Source organism: Methanofollis ethanolicus (assembly GCF_001571385.1).
GTDB classification, from domain to species: Archaea; Halobacteriota; Methanomicrobia; order Methanomicrobiales; family Methanofollaceae; genus Methanofollis; species Methanofollis ethanolicus.
Genome location: NZ_BCNW01000001.1, coordinates 2,216,601 through 2,240,750 on the forward strand (window position 1 = coordinate 2,216,601; position 24,150 = coordinate 2,240,750).

A 24,150-nucleotide genomic window follows, 5' to 3' on the forward strand; every position below is an offset into this window, starting at 1 on the left:
GCGATGTCCGGGGATCTGAAAGTTCAACTGCAGGAGATGCTGCTTCTACCGGCCGAGACCGAATGTATCGAGTTCAAAGAAGCAAGAAACAACTACGATTTCGACAAAATCGGCAAATATTTTTCTGCATTGAGCAATGAAGCCAATCTGAACGGGAAGCCGGCAGGTTGGCTGATCTTCGGCGTCACCGACAGACCGCCCAGAGAGGTTGTCGGCTCACATTATCGTCTCACTCCGCCCGGCCTCGATCGCCTCAAGGAGGAGATCGCACACCATACGAATCATCGGATAACATTTGCCGCCATTCACGAACTCACCGTCGACTGTGGACGGGTGGTGATGTTCGAGATCCCTCCGTGCCCCCGCGGCATTCCGACCACCTGGAAGGGTGTTGCATATGGCCGGAGTCATGAATCTCTCGAACCCCTTGCCCTCTACGAGATGGACCAGATACACAGCCAGCCCCCTCAGGACGACTGGTCGGCGAAGGTCTGTGAGGGCGCCACCCTTGCAGACCTCGATCCAGAGGCGATCGCCTTTGCACGGGAAAAATACAAAGAGAAACACCAGGGCCTTGCGAGCGAGGTCGACGAGTGGGACGACAGTACGTTCCTTGCCAAGGCAAAAGTCTGTCCTCAGGGTCGGATGACGAATGCCGCGATCATCCTCCTGGGAAAGAGCGAGGCCGCACATCTTCTCTCGCCTGCCATTGCACACATCACCTGGGTCCTCAGGGATAAGGACGAGGTGGAAGTAGACTATGCGCATTTCGGACCCCCGCTGATCCTCGCTGTCGACCGCGTTTTTCACAAGGTCCGAAACCTTACCATCCGCCATATCTCAGGGGAAACGCTCTTCCCCCTGGAAGTGTCGCAATATGACCCCTGGGTGATCCGCGAGGCGTTGCACAACTGCATCGCCCACCAGGACTACCGACAGTCGGCCCGCATCACGGTGACCGAGAGGCCGGGCTCCCTGATGTTTACCAACCGCGGCGAGTTTATTCCCGGCACGGTGCTGAGCGTGATCGAGCGCGATGTGCCGCCCGACCGGTATCGAAACCCCTTCCTTGCCAATGCGATGGTCGAATTGAAGATGATCGACACCATCGGCAGCGGGATCAAAAGGATGTTCCGGATACAGCGGGACCGCAATTTTCCGATGCCTGATTATGACCTCGACGAAGAGGGCGTGGTGCGGGTCACGATTCCCGGTCGGGTGATTGATGAGAAGTACACCCGGATGCTCGTCAAAAGGAAGGAGTTGACGCTGACGGATGTGATCGCCCTCGACAAGGTGCAAAAGGGCCATCCCATCACTCCAGAGGAACGGACTATTCTGCGGAAGAAGAAACTCATCGAGGGACGATATCCGAACCTGTACGTTTCGGAGAGTGTCGCGGCCGAGATCGATACGAAGGCCGATTATATCCGGAAGAGGCCGTTTGACAGGGCGCATTTCAAGAGCATGGTGGTGGCGTACCTCCGGACGTACCATGAGGCGAGGCTGGCGGAGATTGAAGACCTGCTGCTGGACAAGGTTTCCGATGCTCTGAACGAAGACCAGAGGCGCCATTTCATCAAGGATCTGCTCCAGGAGATGCGTAAGGAAGGGACGATCACGACCATCGGGAAGACGAAGGGCGCGAAGTGGGTGCTCACCCCCGACCCTGCCAATGAGGTATGATTGGCGGAAAGAATTAGCGAAGATTGACGAAACGAATCCGGATATTTCTGACTGAATTGCAAAATAAACAATTTTTGAGGGGTGTTTTGAAACCCGAATTGGGTGAATGATTGGAGATTGTAAACAAAGTGAACACGGTGGACAAAGTAGACACCTCACTTTTTCCGAGACCAATTCAAATCTAGCGTGATCTTGGCCCACGACACAGAGACATCTCTCTAAGACTCCCCGAACTCCTCCGAGAGGGCGACCGCGATCACCGCCCACCATCATATCGACACTTTCCATCGTCCGCAACACCGGCCGGAGACACAACCGATACCTCCGCCGAACCAGAAGGAGCGATCACCTCCCCCACGCCGTCCCTCACCTCGATCACCCGCGTCCTCCCCTTCCCCTGCCGCACCGCGAGGTCCACGAGGCGCAGGTGCTCCAACTTCTTCAGCCTCTCGTGGAAGGTCGTGTAACTCGTCCTCCCCCCTGCGCAGACCCGCTCGTACGCCATCCCGGCCGTCACCGGCCCGCCTCCCTCCCGCTCCAGGGCGAGGACCGCGTCGAGCACCGCCCTCTCCCCCGCCGCGAGGGACCGCACTGCAATCGCCACATGCAGGTGCCGGGAGAGGGAGTACGCCGTCAGCACGTCCTCGACCGTCACCTCGGTCCTCGCCTCCTTCTCCGCCGCAAGCACCGCCCTCTTCACCATGTCCAGACCGATCCGCAGGTCGCCGCAGGCCATCGTCCGCTCCACCAGGAGGTCCATCGCCGCCGGCGGCAGCACGCCCGGGTACAGCCCGACCAGCACGCGCTCGCCGATGATGCCCCGCACTTCGTCGGCGGTGTAGGGCGGGAAGGCAACCTCGTTCGGGCAGAGCACCGAAAACGTCGGGCGGTCGAGGTCGCGGAGGAGGTCGAACGCCGGGCACGAGACGGTCATCCACACCCCGGTCCGTGCGCCCGGATAACTCTCGTGGAGGCGGAGGATGGCGGCGAGCACCTCGTTCAGCACGCCGTCGGGGAGGAGTGCGTCGGCGTCGTCGAGGCAGACGACGAGAACCGCCTCGCGCGTGGCCAGGAGGTGCCCCACCTCGTCGACGATCTTGGTGTAGGGCACGCCGACCGCCGGGGGTTTGTGGCCCGCGATCCCCTCGTAGATGCGGGCGAAGACCGCCGGCCGCGTCCTGTCCTTCTGGCAGGAGACGAGGACGGGCACGACCATCTGCGTCGTCTCCTCGACCTCGGCGAAGATGCGGCGGACAGCGGTGGTCTTCCCCGTGCCGGGCGGTCCCCGGAGGACGGTGTTGAGGGGGCGGGTGCCGCGGAGGGCGGGCCGCAGGGCGAAGGCGAGGTCTTTGACCTGGGTGTCGCGGTAGTTGAACTGTTCGGGGAGGCGGTCGAACTCGAAGAGGTCGGGGTCGCGGAAGAGCGTCTGGTCGCTCATGAGGAGGGAGGGTGTCATGGGAGAGGGGTGGCGGTCGGGGTATATAGGGGTGGGCCGTGTGCGGGGTGAATGTGAACGGCCTTCACCCCCACCCGATCACCTTCACCACCACGGCGACGATACCGCCGACGACCCCGCCCGCGCCGGCGGCGATCTGGCGTTCCCGCCGTTCCTCCCCTGCCGCCTCGCTCCGCCACCCTTCGAGGGCGCGGAGGCGGCCCTCCATCTCGGCGTCGCGGTCTTTCATCTCGGCCAGGGTCCGGCAGATCCATTTCACGTCTCGGGCGGTCTCGACGACCAGTTCCCGGGTGCTCTTCTCGGGCATGATTGAAGAAACCTCTCCGCGGTCAAGGTAGATTAATATTACTTGTGGTAATAGTTCTCTCCAGCCTGTGATGGACCCGGGACCTCCAGGCAGGAGATCGAACACATGGCAGACTTTGCCCTGTCCACCACGAACAAGACGTCGGTGCGGAAACTGACCGTGCCGATCGAGGATGCTGCCACTTTCAATGGCATCATCGAGAATGTCCTGACGAACAACCCCTGGGGCTGCACCTCCTGGGAGGGAGCGGGCGTCTCGCACGACCCGGTCGAGAAGGCCGGCGAGGCCTACACGGCCCGGGTCATGTACGAGAACACCCTCGGCCGCGTCGTCGGCACGGCCGCGGCACGCGCTCCCACTCTCGCCGGGTTCAACGCGGCGAAGACCGAGATCCTCGGGAACACCGCACTCGAGACCGCCATCGGCGGTTCCGCGGTCGCCGACCCGGACAGCGAGGCGTACACCTGCCGCCTCAAGTGCCACGCGGCAAACGGCGAGGTGTACTCCGTCGCCTTCACCCGCACCTCGGTGCGGGTCTCGTCCTACGAGGACGATGCCGTCCTCGCGGCGGTCGAGGCATGGGCAGACGGCGTGGCCGCGCTGGGGTGAGAGGGGATCTTCCCCCCTCCCTGACCTCTTTTTTCGTGGTTCTGTCCGGGAATACGGGCAGGATGGGCTTCTTTTCAGAAACGACCAATGAGAGATTATTTCGGTATTCGACAGGAAATAATGCGTTTTCATCAGGGCGGAGACGGCGAAGACGCGGGGCTTGAGTGTGCTCAGGCAGCGGGCCGAGCACGGCGAGGGGGGGGCTGTCGAATGCGGAGATCAGGCAGATCACCCGTCTGGACCGGTATCAGGTGGTGCGGCTGATAAAAGAGTTGCAGCGCGAGAACCCTGCGGTTGTCCGCGAGGGTGTGGGAAAGGGCAGCCGGTATCGGCACCTGCCGGGCGGGCGCGAACGCCGGGTTCTGTGGTCTGCACATGTCTCTCTTGTGGGAGGGGACCGCACGGTCATCGTGTGCTCGTCTCACGGTACACGGTGGACACCGTGATCCTCTCACCGCGAAACAGCGAGGTTCACTCTTTCCTGTACTCGTCACCTTTGCAGACGCGGCACGGCGGGAGGGTGTCGGTGGTGTGGTCGAGGGTGAGGACCTTTCCGCACCCGAGGCAGAGGTATCTGCCCGTGCCCGGTCTGTCGCCTGATGTGTATGACATAAAGAGAGAACGGAGTTAGGTCCGATAAAGGTGGGCTGTGCGGGGGCTGAAAGTGTGGGGTGAATCTGCCGACGGCCCGCAGTGCTCGCAGCACACCAGGGGCCTCCTCCCCGATCTGGGTGGGTGGGCTTCGTCGCTCCTGCTCCTCGCCGGCGGCTGTGCCGTGTCCTCGCAGAGCACCGTGCCGCCGGCACCGTGCTCCGTTCGGGGGCGAAACCCAATGCTCCCCATTATTGGGACCAAAAAATATTCTCTCCATTATCCAAATATCCCCGATACGAACTCAAAATGATCATTTTATCATTCACAACATTCTGATCAAGATCGTATGTATCCCAACGGCCTTTTTGAAGAAGCAGAGGATATAATATCTATTTTACGTGAAAAACTTCCCAAACACGTCGATGGAAAAGACGCGATTCTGGAATTAAAAGAGGCCGACTACCAATGGCGCCAGATGGAATGGGTCGGGTGGTATTATGAATACAAGATATTTTCCGTCCTCTCCGAAACCCTCGGGGGCGCCCTCGGTCCGGCCTATGGAAACACGACATTTGATTATAAGCGGCACCTCGTCTGGGACCTGAAGGCACACCCGAAACATACGAACAAAGGGACACCAAACGAACCGATGATCCTCAATGATCAGGAAGCAGTCGAGTCGTGTGTTGCGGAGAACGGTGGAGTGGGTTTCATCGTCGTAAAAGGAGAAGCACAATTCGATAACTCCGGGGAGTTCAAAGTATGGCACGACATCCTAAAAGGCGGGACTTCGGCATACGAACATGAACGGGTCAGGCGCGGTGCAACGTCCAGAATGAGAAAAGTCGCATTCGACATCGACAGCATCGATGCCTACTTCATAGAGGATCAATCCGTTCTCGATAGGGGTATTGAAGAAGGGTGGCTGAAATTTTTCCAGAAAGGTATGCGGAATGCCGACGGCAGCCCAAGACGTGCAAAATATGCACTTCGGACCGACAAAGCCCCTCGTTCACTGAAAGTCGCCTCTGTGAGGTATTGATCGTTCCTGCCATTCTTCACAGGGAAAAAAAACAGGGAAAAAAAAGTTATTCATAAGAAAGAACTGATTGACCTCTGAGCGTTCCATCACCTACTTTTTTCTTCGGTCTGCCTCGTTTGCCATTGGACTGGCCCAGATTCTTCAGCATCTTCTCAAGGGACCACCGGCCTCGGCCAAGTTCCTTTTCCAGTATTTCTATCGTGTTTTTCTTTGTTTCGCCGGATTCGATAAGCTGATTGAACCTGATCAGCAGGGCCTTTTTCTCATCTTCGGTCCATGCCTTGCCCTGGTTCGCCTTCTCCTCGATCTCAGGATCTCTGAGTGTGGACAGAAGACTTCCTGGTTTGATGTTTGTTATTTCTTCGGTTTTCGTATCAAACATCGAAGGGGAGATCTCAAAACCCGTCGCCCGGCGATTCAGACCGATAGCAATTTTTGCGGTTGAAAAGCCTCCCAGGAACATATCACAGACCAGATCCCCTTCATTGCTACTGTACTGTATCATTTTCGTGAGCAGGGCAGTCGGCAATTCATTCTTGTTTTTCACCTGCCCCGGCTTGTATTCACGGTTGATGATCCAGACATCTTCACGGTCCTGATAGTTCAATGAACCATTATCCACTGCTTTTTCCGTAACCCCGAACCGCGATTCCAGATTAAATGTCCTGTTCCCACCTGGTTTCTGGTAATAGAGAATGTGATAATGGGACGACACATATTTTTTGCTGGTATAGACTCCGAAATTGTATTTCCAGATTATGTGATTGATTTCTTCAAGACAGGTCTGCCGAAGAGCAGAGAGAATATGATAGAGGTTCGTATATCCCGAAACAATGTAGATGGATCCACCCGGCTTAAGAATGCGCTCCGCCTCTTTTATCCAGTTCAGACTAAATTCACCATATTCTGACGCGGGAACTTCGACATACCCTTCAACGACAAAAGCCTCGTTTCTATTATAGTGCAGGTGGAGTTTATCCCCATTGATGCCATACGGGGGATCGGTGATGATAAGATCGACAGAATTTGATTCTATATGTTTTTTTGCCCCCGATATGCAGTCTTCATTGTAAAATTTACCCGTGGGCGTAATTATCGGTTCCATGTGTACGTACCTCCGTGCTGATTCATTTCAATCTGCCGACATTCTGCAAATAGTGATGAGTTCATATCTTTTTCACCCTTTCTAATCCTTTTCATTTTCTCTTCTTTCCCCGACGTTCCCCCTCAGGGGATGGGCGAGCATCCCCTTCGGGTGAAGTCGGCACACCCGCCCGCCGCCTCTCGGTCGCTCCTCCCCTCCGGGGCAGTCTGTTGCGATAGGGGGGGTCCGGCGGTCGGTGCGTCAGCACGGGCCGCCGGCGGGGGTAGGGTGGCGATGAAGGAGGCCGGTCCCCCGGTGAGCCAGTCCACCGCCCGCACCACGTCAGCGGCCGTCCCCTCCCGGATATGCCTGAGTGAGCCACCCGTCGGGCCGCCTGGTTCTCGGCCACCGGCGCAGGATCGGTTCCGGTCATCGCACACAAAAACGCCGCATGGAGCGAACCGGTAAAGTTGGGCCGTGCACGACCCGAAAAAGCGCGGCTGAGGCCTCCGGCAGGCCGAAAACCATGGGCGCCGTCCCCCCGTACGGCCCGTGAAAATAGGATCTTTTGTGCCGATGCGCCGCCCGCGGACGGTGATGAGAGAGAATCTTTACCCGGACGGCACGGCGATCCAGACTCAGGTACACATGCGGGTATTTTATTACCGTGTGGGGATCAACCTTCAGACAGGAAAATTACCCTCGCCGAAAAAAAGGCCGGCATTTCCCGGTTATAATAATCAATTCATGCTGTTGGCAGCAGGATAACGGTTATATACGTCGGTACAGGGGTACTTAACTGACATGGGTAGGGACATGCATGGTTTCTGAATCAGACGTGGCACACATTGCCATACTTGCAGATATCGGGATAACCCGCGACGAACTGGCCGAGTTCACCGGACAGTTCAACGCAATCCTGGAATACTTCGACCTCCTGGACCAGGTCGAGGCGAGCGAAAAACCGGAGGCGGAAAAGATCAATATCTTCAGGGAAGATGAGGTCGTGCCGTCCCTCACCGTCGCCGCCGCCCTCGATAACGCCGGAGAGACGGAAGACGACTATATCAAGGCCCCGAAGGTGATGTGAGTGGGGAAGATCACCTGTGACGCGGACGACCGCTGGAACGCCTTCATCACCCTCTGCCGCGAGGCGGAGCACGGCGACGGCCCCCTGGCCGGCGTGCCCGTGGCCGTCAAGGACAACATCTCGACGGCCGGCATCCAGACCTCCTGCGGGTCGGCGGTCCTGAAGGGCTATGTCCCGCCGTACGACGCCTTCGTCGTCGAGCGCCTGAAGGCCGCCGGGGCCGCCATCGTCGGCAAGACCAACATGGACGAGTTCGGCATGGGCACGACGACCGAGTCGAGCGCCTTCGGGCCGACCACCAACCCGGTGGACACGACCCGCGTCCCCGGCGGGTCCTCGGGCGGAAGCGCCGCCGCCGTCGCCGCGGGCATGGTTCCGATGGCCCTCGGCACCGACACAGGCGGCTCTATCCGCTGCCCCGCCGCCTTCTGCGGCATCGTCGGGCTGAAGCCGACCTACGGCCGCACCTCCCGGTACGGCCTCATCGCCTATGCGAACTCCCTCGAAGGCATCGGCCCGATGGGGAGGACGGTGGACGACGTCTCCCGCCTGTTTGCGGCGATCGCCGGGCACGACCCCCGCGACGCCACCTCCCTCGACCGGCCGTACACCCACACGCCTTCGGCCGAGATCAGGGGACTGCGGGTCGGCGTGCCGCATGAGTTCTTCGGCGAAGGCGTCGACCCCGCCGTCGGAAAGACCGTCAGGGCGGCGATCGACAGGTTCGCCGACCTCGGCGCCGAGATCGTCGAGTGCTCCATGCCGAGCATGAAGTACGCCCTCGCGGCCTACTATGTCACCTGCACGAGCGAAGCCTCCTCGAACCTCGCCCGGTTCGACGGCGTCAGGTACGGCCCGGCAAACGACATCATCCCCTCCTGGCACGAGTCATACCAGGAACACCGCAAGACCCACTTCGGCAAGGAGGTGCGCCGCCGCATCATGCTCGGCACCTTCGCCCTCTCCGCCGGGTACTACGGGAAATACTATGCGAAGGCCCAGGCGGCACGCAAAAACGTCCGCGACGACTTCGCCCGCCTCTTCGCCGACGTGGACGTCGTCGCCGGCCCGACCATGCCGACGACCGCCTTCAGACTCGGCGAGAAGACCGACCCCCTCTCCATGTACCTCGCCGACATCCTCACCGTCCCGGCAAACCTCGCCGGCGTCCCGGCGATCTCGGTCCCCTGCGGCACCGTGAGCGGCCTGCCCGTCGGCCTGCAACTCATCGGCAGACACTGCGAGGAGGAGCGGATCATCGACGCCGCCCGTGCCTACGAGGAGGTGAGGGCATGAGCGACACGACAGACGTGATCATCGGGCTCGAGATCCACTGCCAGTTGAACACGAAGACCAAACTCTTCTGCGGGTGCTCGACCGACTACAAGAACGACGGCCCGAACACCCATGTCTGCCCCATCTGCATGGGCCTGCCCGGCGCAATGCCGATGATCAACAAAAAGGCCGTCGAGTACGGCCTGAAGGTCGCCCGCGCCCTCAACCTGGAGATCCCCGAGGAAGGAGAGTTCTCACGGAAGAACTACTTCTACCCCGACCTCCCGAAGGGCTACCAGATCACGATGTACGACAGGCCCCTCGCGGTGAAGGGCTACCTCGAGATCGAGGACGACAACGGAATCGAGAAGAAGGTCGAGATCACCAGGATCCACCTGGAAGAGGACCCCGGCAAACTCGTCCACGTCGGCGGCACCGCCCGCGCCCATTACACCCTCGTCGACTACAACAGGAGCGGCATCCCTCTCATCGAGATCGTCACCGAACCCGACCTCAGGTCGCCGAAAGAGGCGCGTCGGTTCCTCACCAAGATGCGGGCGACCCTCGAATACCTCGGCGTCTTCGACGGCGAGCGCGAGGGCGCCCTCCGTGTGGACGCAAACATCTCCATCAGGGGATCGGAGAGGGTCGAGATCAAGAACATCACATCGTACAGGGGCGTCGAAAAGGCGCTCACCTTCGAGATCACCCGGCAGAAGGGCATGATCAGGCGCGGCGGCAGGGTCGTGCGCGAGACCCGCCACTTCCAGGAGGCCCGCGGCATCACCACCTCGGCGCGGTCCAAGGAGACGGAAACCGACTACCGCTACTTCCCCGAACCCGACCTCTGCCCCCTGCGGGTGCGGGACTGGGCACGGGACGTCGTCCTCCCCGAACTCCCTGACGCCCGGCGCGACCGCTTCATGGCCCGGTACGGCCTCTCCCTCAACCATGCCCGGACCCTCACCGGCGACCTCCGCCTCGCCGAGTTCTACGAGGCCCTTGCGGCGAAGGCCGACCCGGCCCTGGCCGCCACCTGGACAGCGGACACCCTCCTCGGCGAACTGAACTACCGGGACATGCCCGTGACGACGGTGCCCCTCGACCACTTCGCCGACCTCATCGCCCTCGCCGGCAAGAACGAGATCACTGACAGGGTCGCCGTCGACGTGCTGCGGGCGATCCTCGACGCCGTCATGAAGGGCGAGACGCCCGAGATGCCGACAGACTATGTCCGCACCCACAACCTCGGCAAGGGGAGCGCCGACGCCTTCACCGCCGTCATCGACGAGGTGATCGCGGAGAACGAGCAGGCGGTCGCGGACGTCCGCGCCGGCAAGAACGCCGCTCTCAACTTCCTTGTCGGCCAGGTGATGAAAAAGACCAGGGGCAAAGCCGACCCGAAGGAGATCACGCCCCTTATTGCCGCCCGTATCACCCCAGAGGGGGGAACATAGGCCGTGCACCTCATTGTCGCAGAAAAGAACATCTCGGCGCGGCGGATCGCCGCCATCCTCGCCAGAGACCAGAAGGTCACCACCCGGAAAGAGGGGGGCGTCGACACCTACGCCTTCGGCGACACCGTCGTCGTCGGCCTGAAAGGCCATGTCGTCGAGGTCGACTTCGAGGCCGGATATACCAACTGGCGGAGCGAGGAGCGCCCGCCGCGTAGCCTCATCGACGCCGGGATCGTCAAGAAACCGACAGAAAAGAAGATCGTCGCCCTTCTCCAGAAACTCGCGAAGAAGGCCGACCGCGTCGTCATCGCCACCGACTTCGATGCCGAGGGCGAACTGATCGGCAAGGAGGCCCTCGAACTCGTGAGGGAAGTGAATAAGGGCGTGCAGATCCTGCGGGCGAAGTTCTCGGCAATCACGCCGCAGGAGATCAACCGCGCCTTCTCCGAACTCGCGGAACTCGACTTCGCCCTTGCGGCCGCGGGCGAATCGCGCCAGGTCATCGACCTGATGTGGGGCGCATCCCTCACGCGGTTCATCTCCATCGCCGCGAAACGCGGCGGGGAAAATATCCTCTCGGTCGGCCGCGTCCAGAGTCCGACCCTTGCGATGATCGTCGACCGCGAGAGGGAGATCGAGGCCTTCGTGCCCGAGAAGTACTGGATGCTCACCGTCGATACGAAGAAGGGCGCCGACTCCCTTGAACTCCGCCACACCCACGGCCGGTTCACCGACCACGCGGAGGCCCTCGCCGCAGAGGCGCGGACACAGGAACCTCTCACCGTCACCGAGGTGCGGGAAGGGGTCAAGAACGACCGGGCGCCGACGCCCTTCGACACCACGGCCCTCCTCGTCGCCGCAGGCAGGATCGGTTTTTCCGCATCGAACGCGATGCGCATCGCCGAAGACCTGTACATGAACGGTTTCATCTCGTACCCGAGGACGGACAACACCGTCTATCCGGCAAGCCTGAACCTCGGCGAGGTGCTTGATACACTGAAAAACACGGTCTTCGCACGGGACGTCGCCTGGGTCGAGATGCACAGGCGGCCCGAACCGACGCGGGGGAAGAAGTCGAGCACCGACCACCCGCCCATCCACCCGACCGGCGCCGCCGGCCGCGAGCAACTCGGCGACGACCGGTGGAAGATCTACGAACTCGTCGTCCGGCGGTTCCTTGCGACCCTCTCGCCCGACGCCGTCTGGAATACCATGAAGGTGAACGTCGACGCTGGCGGCGAACCCTACACCGTCACCGGCGGACGCCTGAAGGAAGAGGGGTGGCGGCGGGTCTACCCGTACAGCGAGGCCGCGGAACACGTGATCCCGGCCTGCACCGTCGGCGAACGCCTCCCCATCCTCGGAAAAGACCTTGAAGAGAAGGAGACCACCCCGCCGCCGCGCTACACCCAGAGCCGCCTCATCCAGACGATGGAGGAACTCGGCCTCGGCACGAAGTCCACGCGCCACGAGGTGATCCAGAAACTCGTCTCCCGGCGGTACGTGCAGGGCACCCCCCTGCGCCCCACCCTCGTCGGCATGGCGGTGATCGAGTCCCTGGAAGGCCACGCGGACACGATCACGCGGCCCGACATGACCCGCCTCCTCGAGTCCCACATGCAGCAGATCAAGGAGAACAGACGGACAAAGGACGACGTCGTCGGCGAGTCGCGGGAGATGCTCCACTCCGTCTTCGAAGACCTTGAGGCGCATGAGGACCAGATCGGGGACGAGATCATCGGCAGGACCGTCGAGGAGAAGACCGTCGGCCCCTGCCCGGTCTGCGGGAAACCCCTCCGGATCCGGCAGGCACACGGGGCCTCGCAGTTCATCGGATGCTCGGGATACCCCGAATGCACCTTCAACATCAGCCTCCCCGGCGTCCAGTGGGGGAAGGCGATCAGGCTCGACAAAGTCTGCGAACGCCACGAACTCAACCATATCAGGCTGATCAGGAAAGGCGCACGGCCCTGGGACATCGGCTGCCCGCTCTGCTCGCACATCGAGTCGAACACCGAGACCCTGCGGATGATGCCCCACATGACAGACGGCCTCATCGGACGTCTCCACGCCCGTCACATCTACACGGTCCCCGAACTCGCCCATATGCCGGCAGGGGACATGGCACGGAAACTCGATGTCGACGAGAAGACGGCCGGGATACTCGTCTCCGAGGCAAACGAGGTGCTCGACAGCCTCCGCAGGCGCTCCGAACTGAAGAAGTTCATCAGGGCCGAGATCCCGCCAAGGCGCGGGAGAAGCCATGCGAAGATCGCAAAGAAACTGCTTGAGGTCGGTATCGACGACATCGCCGCCCTTGCCGCGGCGAACCCGCAAAAAATCGCCCAGACCGGGATCTCCGCAGAGGAGGCAGACGGACTCCTGGCAAAGGCCCGGGCCCTCTGCAGCGAGCGCCGGTTACGGGAGGTCGGTCTCCCCGCAGTGAGCATCAAAAAATATGTCGGCGCAGGGCTCCAGGGCCCCGAGGACTTCGCCACCCTCCACCCTGCGTACATCAGCACGGCGAGCGGGATCAGGGTCGAGACGGTCTGCCGCCACGCCGAGGCGGCCTGCAGCACCATCGGGCTGAAAACCCCGGCAAAGATCACCCAGAAGAAACTGGAAAAAGGGCGGGAAGAACTCCTGGCACTACCGGGCCTCGGCGAGGCGACTCTCGAAAAACTCTACAAGGCCGGGATCACCGACGCGGCCAGCCTCGCCGCCGCCGAACCCGTTGAAGCCGCACGGAAGAGCGGCATCCCCGCAGAAAAGATCAGGGAGTACAGCGCATCTCTATCGACAGGACACCCTCCACAGAAGTGAACACATGACGGATATGCATCAGAACTGGAAAAATTGGGCACATGTGACGAAACTCGACCCCGACAGGCACCTCACCCAGGACGCAGTCGAAGGGGTCGCCACGAGCGGGACCGACGCGGTCCTCCTCTCCGGCACCCTGAATGTGACACCCGAGAACCTTGCCGACCTGCGCGAGCAGGTCGAAGGCTACGGCATCCCCCTCGTCGTCGAACCGGCCGACCCCTCGGGGGCCGTCTTCGAAGGCGTCGACATGCTCTTCGTCCCGAGCGTCCTCAACACCCCGGACGCCCGCTGGGTCGTCGGCAAACACCAGCAGTGGGCGCTCCAGAGCCCGGACATCCCCTGGGACCGCGTCGTCCCCGAGGCCTACGTCGTCCTCAACCCGGCCTCCTCGGTCGGGAAGGTGACGAAGGCCGTCTGCGACCTCACGCCTGCGGAGGTCGCCGCCTATGCCCGGACCGCCGAGCACTACTTCCACTTCCCGGTCGTGTACATCGAGTACTCGGGTACCTACGGCGACCCCGCCGTCGTGAAAGCGGCGTCAGAGGCGATCGACACCGCGGTGCTCTACTACGGCGGCGGCATCGACTCCGCGGAGAAGGCCGCGGAGATGGGGCGGTATGCCGACACGATCGTCGTCGGCAACGCCGTCTATGAAAAAGGCCTCGATGCCCTGAGGGCGACTGTCCGGGCCGTCCAGTGACCGGCATGCCCGAGATTGCGATCGTCCTCGTGGAACCCCTGTACGAAGGCAATGTCGGTTCCGTCGCCCGGGCCATGAAGAACTTCGGGTTCACCAGACTCGTGCTGGTCGACCCCTGCCCCCTCGGGGACGAGGCCCATGCCCATGCCTCCCACGCGCTCGACGTCCTCGAAGGCGCGGAGAGAAAGACTCTCGACGAGGTCTATGCAGAGAGCGACCTCGTCGTGGCGACGACAGGCGAACTCTCCAAGTCGGTCTGCACCTCGATGCGGATGCCCTACTACACGCCGGCCGAGATCCGGTCGGTCGTCGGCGAGGTCGACGGACGGGTGAGCATCCTCTTCGGCCGGGAGAACTGGGGACTGAACAACGACGAGGTCTCGCGCTGCGACCTCATCTGCACCATCCCGACCGCCGAGATCTACCCGATCATGAACCTCTCCCATGCCGTCGCCGTCGTCTGCTACGAACTCGCCCACCTGCCGCGCGGCACCTACCGCCTTGCCGGAAAGACCCAGCGCGAGGCCCTCATCGAGCACTTCGGAAACTTTCTCGCGAGGATCGAGCACCCCGACCACAAGCGCGCCAACACCCTGCTGATGCTCCGCCGCGTCCTCGGGAGGACGGCGCTGACCACGCGCGAGGTCACGACCTTCCACGGCCTCCTCCGCAGGACAGAGTGGCACCTCGACCACCCGGGCGAGGAGCAATCACCTTAATTCTCCTGACAACGTACTCCTACCCAATGATCCTTGTTGACTGGCAGATCGAGGACCGCATCAGGCGGGGGCAGATCAGCATCGACCCCTATGACCCGGCCCTCATACAACCCAACTCCCTGGACATCAGGCTCGGGGACCATTTTGTCTGGTACGAACCGGGCGAGGACGTCATCGATCCCTACGAGAAAGAGAGCGTCACCTCCCATGTGCGCGAGACCCGCGCCGCCTCGGTCGTCATGAATCCGGGCGACTTCATGCTCGCGGAGACGCTCGAAGCCGTGACCCTCCCGGACAACGTCGTCGCCAGCATCGAAGGGAAAAGTTCCATCGCCCGTCTCGGAATCGAACTCCACCAGACCGGCGGATGGATTGACGCAGGTTTCCGGGGCACCATCACCCTGGAGATGTGCAATGTCAACCAGCGGCCTGTGCGCATGTATGCCGGGATGCCGATCGGCCAGCTCGTCTTCTACACGACCGAACGTGCACAGAACCCGTATAACCTGAAGAAGGACGCAAAATACATGGACCAGCGCCAGGCGACTCTCTCGCGGTACCACGAGAACGAGAAGAGTGTTTGAAGATAAATAGAGGGAACACGTACAATTACGGAGATTATAGATCGTAAAGAAGGGGTTTTCCATGCGGCTTCTCTTAATTCACTCAGACCACATTGATTATAAGGCGCAGAAGAAGACGTCGGTCGCCGAGGAGGGGGCAGTCCTCTCCGACGCCCTCGACGAGGCGCTCGTCGCCTTCTGTGCCATCGAATCGGCAGACGAAGAAGATATCGACGACGTCGTCGCCCAGGCGGCCGCCGAGGTCAGGAAGACGACGGCTCAGCTCCAGACCGACCGGGTGCTCATCTACCCGTACGCCCACCTGAGCTCCGACCTTGCGGCACCCGACGTTGCCAAAAAGGCGCTCACGGCCATCGAAGAGGACCTCAAGGCCTCCGGCGACCTGACCGTGAAGCGCGCTCCCTTCGGCTGGTACAAGGCCTTCACCCTCTCGTGCAAGGGTCACCCCCTCTCCGAACTCTCCCGGACCATCCTGCCGGGAGAAGGGGAAGAGGGTGCGGCAAAGCCTGCGAAGAAGCAGGTCACCCACACGTTCTTCGTCCTCACCCCCGAGGGCGAGCGGCTGGACGCCGAGTCCTGCTGCGACGACTCGGCCTTCGGGTCCCTCGTGAAGAAGGAACTCGGGAAGCCGACGCCTGCCGGCGGCGAACCGATCCACGTCGACCTGATGCGCTCCAAGGAGCTCGTCGACTACGAACCGGCCTCAGATGTCGGCCACCTCCGCTGGATGCCCCGCGGCAGGCTGGTGCGCGACCTCCTCGAGGACTACGTCCTCGGCCTCGTCCTGGACTACGGCGGCATGCCCGTCGAGACGCCGGTGATGTACGACCTCGGCGACCCCGCGATCTCCGAGCACGCCGCAAAGTTCGGTGAGAGGCAGTACCGCTTCAAGAGCGGGAACAGGAACATGATGCTCCGGTTTGCGGCATGCTTCGGCATGTTCTCGTTCATGCGCGACATGCACATCTCCCCGAACACCCTGCCGATGAAGATGTACGAACTCTCCACGTACTCGTTCAGGCACGAGCAGTCGGGCGAGGTCATCGGGCTGAAGAGGCTCCGGGCCTTCACGATGCCGGACATGCACACCCTCTGCCGGGACATGGACAACGCTCTCACCTGCTTCGAGGAACAGCTCCGCATGGGCTGGCAGAGCGGTGTCGACCTGGGGACGCCGCTCGTCGGGGCGTTCAGGTGCACGCAGGAGTTCTACGACCAGCACGAGGACTGGATCAAGAAGATCGTGAAGGAGTCGGGCGTGCCCCTCTTCATCGAGGTGCTCTCCGACCGCGTCCACTACTGGATCGCGAAGATCGACCTCGCCGCCATCGACGGCCAGGGCAGACCGATCGAGAACCCGACCGTCCAGATTGACGTGGAGAGTTCCACCCGGTTCAATATCAGTTACCGCGACGTCGCGGGCACCGAGGTCCACCCGCCGATCCTCCACTGCTCCCCGACAGGATCGATCGAGCGCGTCATCTGCGCCATGCTCGAAAACACCGCTTACCAGCCTGTGCCGCACCTGCCCACCTGGCTCTCCCCGACGCAGGTCCGCTTCGTCCCGGTCGCGGAGAGGCATGTGGCCTATGCCGCCGACCTCTGCGAAAAGTTCAACGCCGCCGGTGTCAGGGCCGACCACGACGACCGCGACGAGTCGGTGAACAAGAAAATCCGCGAGGCCGGGACCGAGTGGGTGCCCTATGTGGCCGTCATCGGCGACCGCGAGATGGACGAGGGGAAACTGACCGTGACTGTCAGGAAACTCTCCGAGCCGAAGAAGCCGCACAAGGAAGAGATGACGGCCGACGCTCTCATCGCCGCCGTGAAGGAGGAGTGCACAGGCAAGCCCTTCCGCCCGATGTACACCGCAAAGAAACTCTCTATCAGGCCGCGGTTCATCTGAACCCCCCACACATTGGTGAAAATTTCACCACCTCTTTTTTTCTCCGGGGGTAAAAAGTCCCCATACCTGAGCGACCCATGATAAAAACTCGCGACAGTGCCAACTTTTCATATCTCCAGAATAAGATAAATTATATATAATAATTTGTCGTGTATAGGACTCACCGGACGTGGAGCCCAGAGAAAAACATCATCGACGCACACCATCGAGCGATTACATCCATGCATACCAGAACCGCACTTTATACACATTATTCGCGGGCAACCGTCGGTCCCGCAGGGATCGGGGACGTCGCCTCCCGGTCTTGCAGGTACGGCCGTCCTTCGTGAACGGCAGATACAACCGAAATGTACCGCAGACCCCGGAAGGGTTGGCAATGCGGTGATCGCCCTCTCCGGGATGGTGAGAGAATGATACGACAGATAGGCATCTCAGCAATACTCCTTGCCGGCCTCGTTGCCGTTGTTCTGGCCGGGCCCGCGTTCGATGCGGGCGAAAACGTGGCCATAGACGTTGGAAAGACCGTAGAGATCCCGATCACCCTCACAGGGGTCGATACAGGGATTTCAGGATACAACATCACGCTTGCTCTCACCGAACCCGGGGTTGCGGAGATCACGGGCCTTGCCTTTCCGGAGTGGGCCGGCCTTCATACGGCAGGGACGGTCCCGGCCGACACGACCTGGATGCAGGCGGTGGACCTCGGCAAAAAGGCTGAAACAGGGAATGGCACCGCCCTCGTCGGGACCGTCACCATCAGGGGTGAGAAGGACGGTCTGACCGGCCTCATGATCAGACCTGTACAGGTGCAAAACGACAGGGGCGAGGACTACCAGGTCGAAGACCTCAGGACGGAGATCTCGGTCGGGACAACCGGCAGTGCATCATCCTCGTCTTCGTCGGATGGGAACAGCGTGACCCCGCTCCAGACGGAGACGATCACACCACCGGCACCGGAATTGACGACCGCATTACCGGCGACGCCGGAAACACCGGCACAGGTTTCGACGACCGCATACGGGACCGACGCAGTCGCGGTGACCGGGACCGCGGGGGAACCGACGCCGAAGCCTGCACCGCTCTGCCCGGTGCTCCTCGTGGCGACACTCGTCTGGGTATTCTGGCTCAAGAAAAGGAAGTGAAAGACATATGAAATCAATACATTGGATGCCTTTGATCGGCATCGTACTGCTCGCCTGCATCTTTCCGGTGCAGGGGGCTCCGGACGACGGTCCGGGATTCGTAGCGAACCAGATGGACATTACTCTCAGCCTCATGCCCGCAGAGGCGGAGATCGGCACGAACGAGACGACGACCTATGACGTGGTGGGAGCCTGCAACCCGCCGGGAGCGATGAACGAGACGGCGTGCATCGACAGTTACAACATCACCGTCAGCCTCGACGACGGTATGGTGGGCGAGATCACGGAGATCGTCTTCCCCGAAGATGTAAGCATGGGTGAGAGCGGAACGGTACCCGGCGACAGCGTCTGGGTAACAGCCCAGAACCTCACCCCGCCGGCTGCCGCCGCTGAGAACCAGACTCTCTTCACGGTGACGGTGCGCGGCGACGCCGCGGGCACGACCGGGGTCACCCTGACACCCGACATGGTCGTTGACGGGCAGGGCGGCACGCCGACGGTCACCACCGTCCCGGCAAACCTGACGGTCACCGGCGAGGCAGGCCAGACCATCTACGAGACCGCGGTCGCCGACGGGAACGTCACGACTCTCGTTACCGCCCTCGACCTCACGGGCCTGAACGCCACGCTCGATGAACCGGGAACGTACACCGTCTTCGCACCGACAGACGACGCATTTGCGAACCTGCCGGCAGGCGTGCTCGACAGCCTCGTCAATGACACCGACGCACTCGAAGACGTCCTCCTCTACCATGTGGCCGGAGAGACGTACACCGCAGCAGATATTGCCGGGATGACCGAACTCCAGACGCTGCTCGGTGAGAACGTCACCGTCACCGTGGACGAGGCGAACGGCACCGTCATGATCAACGACGCCATGGTGACAGCCGCGGACATCGAGTGCACGAACGGCATCGTCCATGTCATCGACGCGGTCCTGATCCCGCCGGAAGAGCCCGAACCCGCAGGACTTGAGGCCAATTTCTCGGCCGACGTGACGAAGGGAGAGGCGCCGCTGACCGTCCAGTTCACCGACCTCTCCACAGGCGACGTGACCGTCTGGTACTGGGACTTCGGTGACGGCGCGTTCTCGACCGAGCAGAACCCTGCTCATATGTATAACACCAGCGGGACCTTCACCGTCAACCTGACCGTGGCCGACGACACCGGCGCCAGTGACAACTTTGAAATCCTCGACTACATCAATGTCAGCGAGGCGCCGCCGGTCATCGTCCCCGAGATCTTCTTCGAGCCCCTGAACGCATCTGTCGACGTGGGGAGCACGGTCGAATACGCCCTGATCCTCAACACGGCCCCTGACGGCCTTGCCGGATACACCCTGAACGTGGACACGGGAGCCGAAGGTGTCGCCGAGATCGTCAATGTCACCTATCCTGACTGGGCGATGCCGACCAACACCTCGGCACTGCCCGACACGATTGTGGAGATCAAGGCCGGCGACATGATGGACACCATCGCGGCCGGGGCCACGAATGTCAGTCTTGCAAACATAACGGTCCTCGGCGTGATGGAGGGCCAGACAAACCTCAGCGTCGAGGTCGTCAGGATGACGGCCGACGGAGGAGGACCGATCATGCCCGACATGATGACCGCCTCCCTCAACGTGACGCCGATAGCACCGCCACCGGCGTTCCCGGGATACGAGAACCCGCCGACAGACCCGAATAACGACGGGAAGTACGAGGACGTCAATGGGAACGGGGAGATCGAGTACGACGACGTCATCGCCCTCAACACCAACATGCAGTGGGTCGAGGAGAACAACCTGGTACCCCTCTTCGACTTCAACACCAATGGCAAGGTCGACTATGACGACATTGTCATGCTCTTCGACATGATCTAAACCCCAAATTTTCTTTTTTAGTCATAAAAACCGAATTTAAACAATGATTTTCGAATTAGGTATAAAATTGTGAGCAGGTGAGATTAGAACGACAGAAAAACGAGAAATAGTGATCTGTGGTATGAGGAGAGCATATATCGACAGATGGACAGGTACGAGAATCATTTAAAAATGAATATATTATATCGGGGCACTATTTTTGAATAATACCCCGTGATGACATACATGAACATGCCAGGAATTTTACCGGGAAAAAACAGTTCTTTCCATAAAAACCTCCTGATCTGCGTCCTGGTCATTATCGTCATTGTCATCGCCCTCCTCTCATCAATTTCGTACATCGAGGCGCAGAACGAACTCATCGACAAGAACCGTCTCCTCAAGGACGAGACCGAGATCAGCGTCACGCAGTGGATGATCCTCGTCGACCAGGGCCTCAAGATGTACGACGATACCCTGAACGCACAGATGAAAGAGAGGTTCAAAGGGTTTATCGAAACGTACGAACGCGCAGGGAGAGACCCCGCACAGATGGACCTCATCGCGCTGAAGGAAGAACTCGGCGGGACGATGGACCTGTATGTGATCACCAGCACCGGGGTCATCGAATACAGCACCTACGCGCCTGAAGTCGGCCTCGACTTCAAGAATGTCCCCTACTTCTACGAATACATCACAGATATCCGCGAAGGAGATTCCTTCTCTGCCGACCGGGTGGTGCGGGAGCAGTCGACCGGGGCTGTCAGGAAATTTGCTTACATGCCCTCGCCCGACCACCGCTACCTCTTCGAACTGGGCCTGGTCCCCGACCAGTTGAAGGACCGGAAACTCGGTCTCTCCTATGTCCAGACCGCCGAGGCCCTCAAGAACCTCAACCCCGACCTCGAAACGATCCGGATCTTCGACACGATGGGGAAGGTCGTCGGGAACAAGAGTTATGTGCCGGACCCGGTCCAGAAGATGCGGGTCATGAAGGCCCTTGCCGGGAGAGAGAGCAGTGTCTACCCCGACCCCGGGCAGAAAAAAGAGTACCGTTACCTGTATGTCGACCTGCGCGATCCCGACTACGCCTCCGACATGAGCATGGTGATCGAACTCACCTACACGACCGCCCCCATGGAGAGCAAACTGGCCGGCCTCTTTCTCTCGCACCTGACGATCGCCCTCCTCGCGGTCCTCGGCAGTGTCCTTGTCTCCTATGGCGTTGTCAGTTATATCTCCAGGCCGGTTTCGCAGGTGGTCGAGGACATCGACCGCATTGCGCGGGGCGACCTCGACCACCGTATCAGGCACACGCATGGTATCGAGTTCCGCCGCCTCGAAGACAGCATCAATGCGATGGTCGCATCGCTCAAGGAGAACATCCGGAGGGCGAAGGAGTCCGAAGACGCACTGAAAAAGACCAACGAGAACCTCGAAGAGATCATCGGCCGCCGCACCGCCGCCCTCACCAGGGCGAACGAGGAGGCAAACCTCTACCTGGACATCATGTCCCATGACATCAACAATGCAAACACCGTCGCCCTCGGCTATGCCCAGATGCTGCTCATGCACCTTGTCGAGAAGGAAAAGTACCAGGCCGACAGGATCAGGCAGAGCGTTCTCAGGAGTTCGGAGATCATCCAGAATGTGGCGACGATCAGGCTGATCCACCAGAAAAACCTCCCCCTCGAAAGGGTGGACCTGGACGCCATGATCAGGGAGGCGGTCAATCACCACCCTGACGCCGCCATCTTCTACGAAGGGAGGACGGTGATGGTCTGGGCGGACGCACTCCTGCCCGAGGTCCTCTCGAACCTGATCGGGAACGCGGTGAAGTTCATGGACGGGCAGGGCGAGGTCTTTGTGAAGGTCGAGGACGAGGAAAGAGAGGTCCGCGTCTCGGTGGAGGACACGGGGTCCGGCATCCCGGACGAGATGAAAGGTGTTATCTTCACCCGCTTCAGGAAGGGGACGAACAAGCGGAGCGGGAAAGGTCTCGGCCTCTATATCGTGCGGTCCCTGGTAGAGAGGTACGGTGGCAGGGTCTGGGCCGACGACCGCGTGCCCGGAGAGTCCGGCCGCGGGGCGGCGGTCCGCTTCACCCTCAGGAAGGCGCCTGACGAGCGGCAGGAATAAGTGGGCCCTGAGGGGATCACCCTGCGATGGACCCCCTGCTCCAGGTGATCCTGGTCCTTGTCGTGGCGAAGGTCTTCGGGGAGATCGTCGAGAGGACGGGCTATCCGGCCCTGATCGGGGAGATCGGCGCCGGGGTCCTGCTGGGGCCGTCTGTGCTCGGCCTCGTGGCGTATGGCGGGGCCATCGAGTTTTTTGCCGATATCGGGATCATCGCGCTGCTCTTCATCAGCGGGGTCCAGATGAACATGAAGTCCTTTGCGGCCTCGGAGAAGGCGGCCGTCTCGACGGCGCTCGCGGGGGTCGGCGTGCCTCTCGCCCTCGGCATCCTCCTCGGGATGGCGGCGGGCTTTTCCCCTGTGGAGACGCTCTTTGTCGGCATCGCCCTCTCCATCACCTCGATCGGGATCGCGGTGCGGGCCCTGATCGACCTGCGGCGCCTGGACACCCCCGCCGGGACGACGATCACGGGGGCGGCGGTGATCGACGATATCCTCGGGATCGTCCTCCTCGCGGTGCTCACCGCCGTCGTCTCGGGGAGCGGCGGGGCGGCGGCGTACACGGTGGCGGCGGGGGCGGCCTTTATCCTGGGGAGCATCATTATCGGGAAGCGCCTCCTGCCGTACATTCTGGTCAGGGCGCGGCAGAGCAGGACGCACGAGATGCCGTACTCGGCGGCGATCGCCATTGCCCTGCTGATGGGCTGGCTCTCCAACCTCGCCGGTCTCCACTACGCGGTCGGGGCGTTCTTCGCGGGCCTGCTCCTCGGCGACCAGATCCGGAACGACAGGGAACTCTTCGACGGGCTTGCCGATTTCGCGTTCGGCTTTTTCGTGACGATCTTTTTTGCATCCGTCGGCCTGCTCTTCGAGGCGGGCCCGGAGGTCGTCCTCTCCCCCCTTGTCCCGCCCCTCGTCGTCGTCGCCTTTGCAGGCAAGATCCTCGGCGGCTACCTCGGGGCCCTCCCCTTTATGGCAAGCCGGGCCGAGGCCCTGGTCGTCGGCATCGGCCTCTGCCCGCGGGGGGAGATCACCCTGGTGGTGGCGAAGGTCGCCCTCATCGGCGGCCTGATCACGCCCCCCCTCTTCTCGGCCTTCATGGTGACGGTCATCGTCACGGTCGTCGTCACCCCGGCCCTGATGGCGGCCGCCTGCCGGCGGTGGCTCCCTACAGGTGGCCGGCCACCCTGAGGTGGGCGATGATCATGCAGACTTCGAGTCTGCCGACGGCGACCCCGTCCCTGTCGACGACGATGAGCACGGGGTAGCGGTAGCGTTCCATCGCCTCCATCGCCTCCCTCAGGGTGGCGGTGGCCGGGACGGTGATGTGGCTCCGGGTCATGATGTCGGCGGCCACGGTGACGTCGCGCCTGAGGAGGCACTCCAGGCAGGCGGTCTTCCGGCGGCTCCGCACGCCGACGACAGGCCCGACGGCGGCGAGGAGGTCGAGAGCGGTGATGAAGCCCAGGAAGCGGTTGTCCTCCCCGGCGACGACGAGGTCGGTGCAGCCCGGTGCGGCGAAGCGCTCGAAGACCTCGGGCAGGGGGGTGGCCGGGCCGATAGTGGGGACGCCCTCTGCCATGACCGCGGCGACCGGGATGTCGGTGGGCTGCATGGGATCAGGGGTGTGTGGGGGTGGAGGGGTATAGAGGTTTTGGGGAGGTATTTTCAAACAGGCAGGATGAAAGAGGTGAT

General features: G+C 61.5%; 20 protein-coding genes. 15 read left to right on the forward strand and 5 right to left on the reverse strand.

Going from position 1 to position 24,150, the window contains the following annotated elements; all coding sequences use genetic code 11:
- Window positions 1–3: 3 nt before the first annotated feature.
- Window positions 4–1,686, forward strand: a complete 1,683-nt coding sequence (locus MEFOE_RS10695) for an RNA-binding domain-containing protein (protein ID WP_067053232.1) — start codon at window positions 4–6, stop codon at window positions 1,684–1,686.
- Between the two features lie 256 nt (window positions 1,687–1,942).
- On the opposite strand, the gene MEFOE_RS10700 is transcribed toward MEFOE_RS10695, so the two are convergent.
- Together MEFOE_RS10700 and MEFOE_RS10705 are read right to left on the reverse strand one after the other, a co-directional pair.
- Complete coding sequence (locus MEFOE_RS10700; protein WP_067051946.1) at window positions 1,943–3,142, reverse strand: ORC1-type DNA replication protein; 1,200 nt, start codon at window positions 3,140–3,142, stop codon at window positions 1,943–1,945.
- 64 nt (window positions 3,143–3,206) lie between these two features.
- On the reverse strand, window positions 3,207–3,449 hold the full coding sequence (locus MEFOE_RS10705; protein ID WP_067051948.1) for a hypothetical protein: 243 nt from the start codon (window positions 3,447–3,449) through the stop codon (window positions 3,207–3,209).
- Between the two features lie 105 nt (window positions 3,450–3,554).
- Here MEFOE_RS10705 and MEFOE_RS10710 point away from each other — a divergent pair, with 105 nt between their 5' ends.
- A complete protein-coding gene (locus MEFOE_RS10710; protein WP_067051950.1) occupies window positions 3,555–4,058 on the forward strand; it encodes a hypothetical protein in 504 nt (167 codons plus the stop codon).
- A 471-nt stretch (window positions 4,059–4,529) separates the two neighbouring features.
- Here the strand turns inward: MEFOE_RS10710 and MEFOE_RS10715 are convergent, their stop codons facing one another.
- Window positions 4,530–4,670 (reverse strand): zinc ribbon-containing protein, encoded by a 141-nt coding sequence (locus tag MEFOE_RS10715; protein WP_067051952.1) that lies wholly within the window; start codon window positions 4,668–4,670, stop codon window positions 4,530–4,532.
- 328 nt (window positions 4,671–4,998) lie between these two features.
- Here MEFOE_RS10715 and MEFOE_RS10720 point away from each other — a divergent pair, with 328 nt between their 5' ends.
- Window positions 4,999–5,694: a hypothetical protein gene (locus tag MEFOE_RS10720; protein ID WP_067051954.1), complete on the forward strand. Its 696-nt coding sequence runs from the start codon at window positions 4,999–5,001 to the stop codon at window positions 5,692–5,694.
- Window positions 5,695–5,740: 46 nt separating this feature from the next.
- Here MEFOE_RS10720 and MEFOE_RS10725 read toward each other — a convergent pair whose 3' ends face one another.
- A complete protein-coding gene (locus MEFOE_RS10725) occupies window positions 5,741–6,799 on the reverse strand; it encodes a DNA-methyltransferase (protein WP_083523435.1) in 1,059 nt (352 codons plus the stop codon).
- 799 nt (window positions 6,800–7,598) lie between these two features.
- Between MEFOE_RS10725 and gatC the strand changes: the two genes are divergently transcribed.
- From gatC to MEFOE_RS10785, 12 genes are all read left to right on the forward strand, one after another.
- Window positions 7,599–7,868, forward strand: coding sequence for an Asp-tRNA(Asn)/Glu-tRNA(Gln) amidotransferase subunit GatC (gene gatC / locus MEFOE_RS10730; protein WP_067051956.1), 270 nt, complete (start codon window positions 7,599–7,601; stop codon window positions 7,866–7,868).
- Window positions 7,869–9,164 carry an Asp-tRNA(Asn)/Glu-tRNA(Gln) amidotransferase subunit GatA gene (gene gatA, locus MEFOE_RS10735; protein WP_067051958.1) on the forward strand — a complete coding sequence of 432 codons (1,296 nt, stop codon included), beginning with the start codon at window positions 7,869–7,871 and terminating at the stop codon, window positions 9,162–9,164.
- The gene (gene gatB / locus MEFOE_RS10740) at window positions 9,161–10,600 is read left to right on the forward strand and encodes an Asp-tRNA(Asn)/Glu-tRNA(Gln) amidotransferase subunit GatB (RefSeq protein ID WP_067051960.1); all 1,440 of its coding nucleotides are present in this window, start codon (window positions 9,161–9,163) and stop codon (window positions 10,598–10,600) included. The genes gatA and gatB overlap by 4 nt, the downstream gene beginning before the upstream one ends.
- A 3-nt stretch (window positions 10,601–10,603) precedes the next feature.
- The gene (locus MEFOE_RS10745; protein ID WP_067051961.1) at window positions 10,604–13,423 is read left to right on the forward strand and encodes a DNA topoisomerase I; all 2,820 of its coding nucleotides are present in this window, start codon (window positions 10,604–10,606) and stop codon (window positions 13,421–13,423) included.
- A 13-nt stretch (window positions 13,424–13,436) separates the two neighbouring features.
- Window positions 13,437–14,126, forward strand: coding sequence for a phosphoglycerol geranylgeranyltransferase (locus MEFOE_RS10750; protein ID WP_067053234.1), 690 nt, complete (start codon window positions 13,437–13,439; stop codon window positions 14,124–14,126).
- Window positions 14,127–14,131: 5 nt separating this feature from the next.
- Window positions 14,132–14,845, forward strand: a complete 714-nt coding sequence (locus MEFOE_RS10755; RefSeq protein ID WP_067053236.1) for an RNA methyltransferase — start codon at window positions 14,132–14,134, stop codon at window positions 14,843–14,845.
- Window positions 14,846–14,871: 26 nt separating this feature from the next.
- Complete coding sequence (dcd, locus tag MEFOE_RS10760; RefSeq protein ID WP_067051963.1) at window positions 14,872–15,429, forward strand: dCTP deaminase; 558 nt, start codon at window positions 14,872–14,874, stop codon at window positions 15,427–15,429.
- A gap of 61 nt (window positions 15,430–15,490) precedes the next feature.
- The gene (locus tag MEFOE_RS10765; protein WP_067051965.1) at window positions 15,491–17,335 is read left to right on the forward strand and encodes a threonine--tRNA ligase; all 1,845 of its coding nucleotides are present in this window, start codon (window positions 15,491–15,493) and stop codon (window positions 17,333–17,335) included.
- A gap of 410 nt (window positions 17,336–17,745) precedes the next feature.
- Window positions 17,746–18,477: a hypothetical protein gene (locus tag MEFOE_RS10770; protein ID WP_067051967.1), complete on the forward strand. Its 732-nt coding sequence runs from the start codon at window positions 17,746–17,748 to the stop codon at window positions 18,475–18,477.
- Between the two features lie 7 nt (window positions 18,478–18,484).
- The gene (locus tag MEFOE_RS14515; protein WP_083523436.1) at window positions 18,485–20,341 is read left to right on the forward strand and encodes a fasciclin domain-containing protein; all 1,857 of its coding nucleotides are present in this window, start codon (window positions 18,485–18,487) and stop codon (window positions 20,339–20,341) included.
- Window positions 20,342–20,557: 216 nt separating this feature from the next.
- Window positions 20,558–22,459 (forward strand): sensor histidine kinase, encoded by a 1,902-nt coding sequence (locus MEFOE_RS10780; RefSeq protein WP_067051971.1) that lies wholly within the window; start codon window positions 20,558–20,560, stop codon window positions 22,457–22,459.
- 26 nt (window positions 22,460–22,485) lie between these two features.
- Window positions 22,486–23,646 carry a cation:proton antiporter gene (locus tag MEFOE_RS10785; protein ID WP_067051973.1) on the forward strand — a complete coding sequence of 387 codons (1,161 nt, stop codon included), beginning with the start codon at window positions 22,486–22,488 and terminating at the stop codon, window positions 23,644–23,646.
- Here the strand turns inward: MEFOE_RS10785 and MEFOE_RS10790 are convergent.
- Window positions 23,624–24,070, reverse strand: a complete 447-nt coding sequence (locus MEFOE_RS10790; RefSeq protein WP_067051975.1) for a CBS domain-containing protein — start codon at window positions 24,068–24,070, stop codon at window positions 23,624–23,626. The genes MEFOE_RS10785 and MEFOE_RS10790 overlap by 23 nt on opposite strands.
- Window positions 24,071–24,150: the final 80 nt, after the last annotated feature.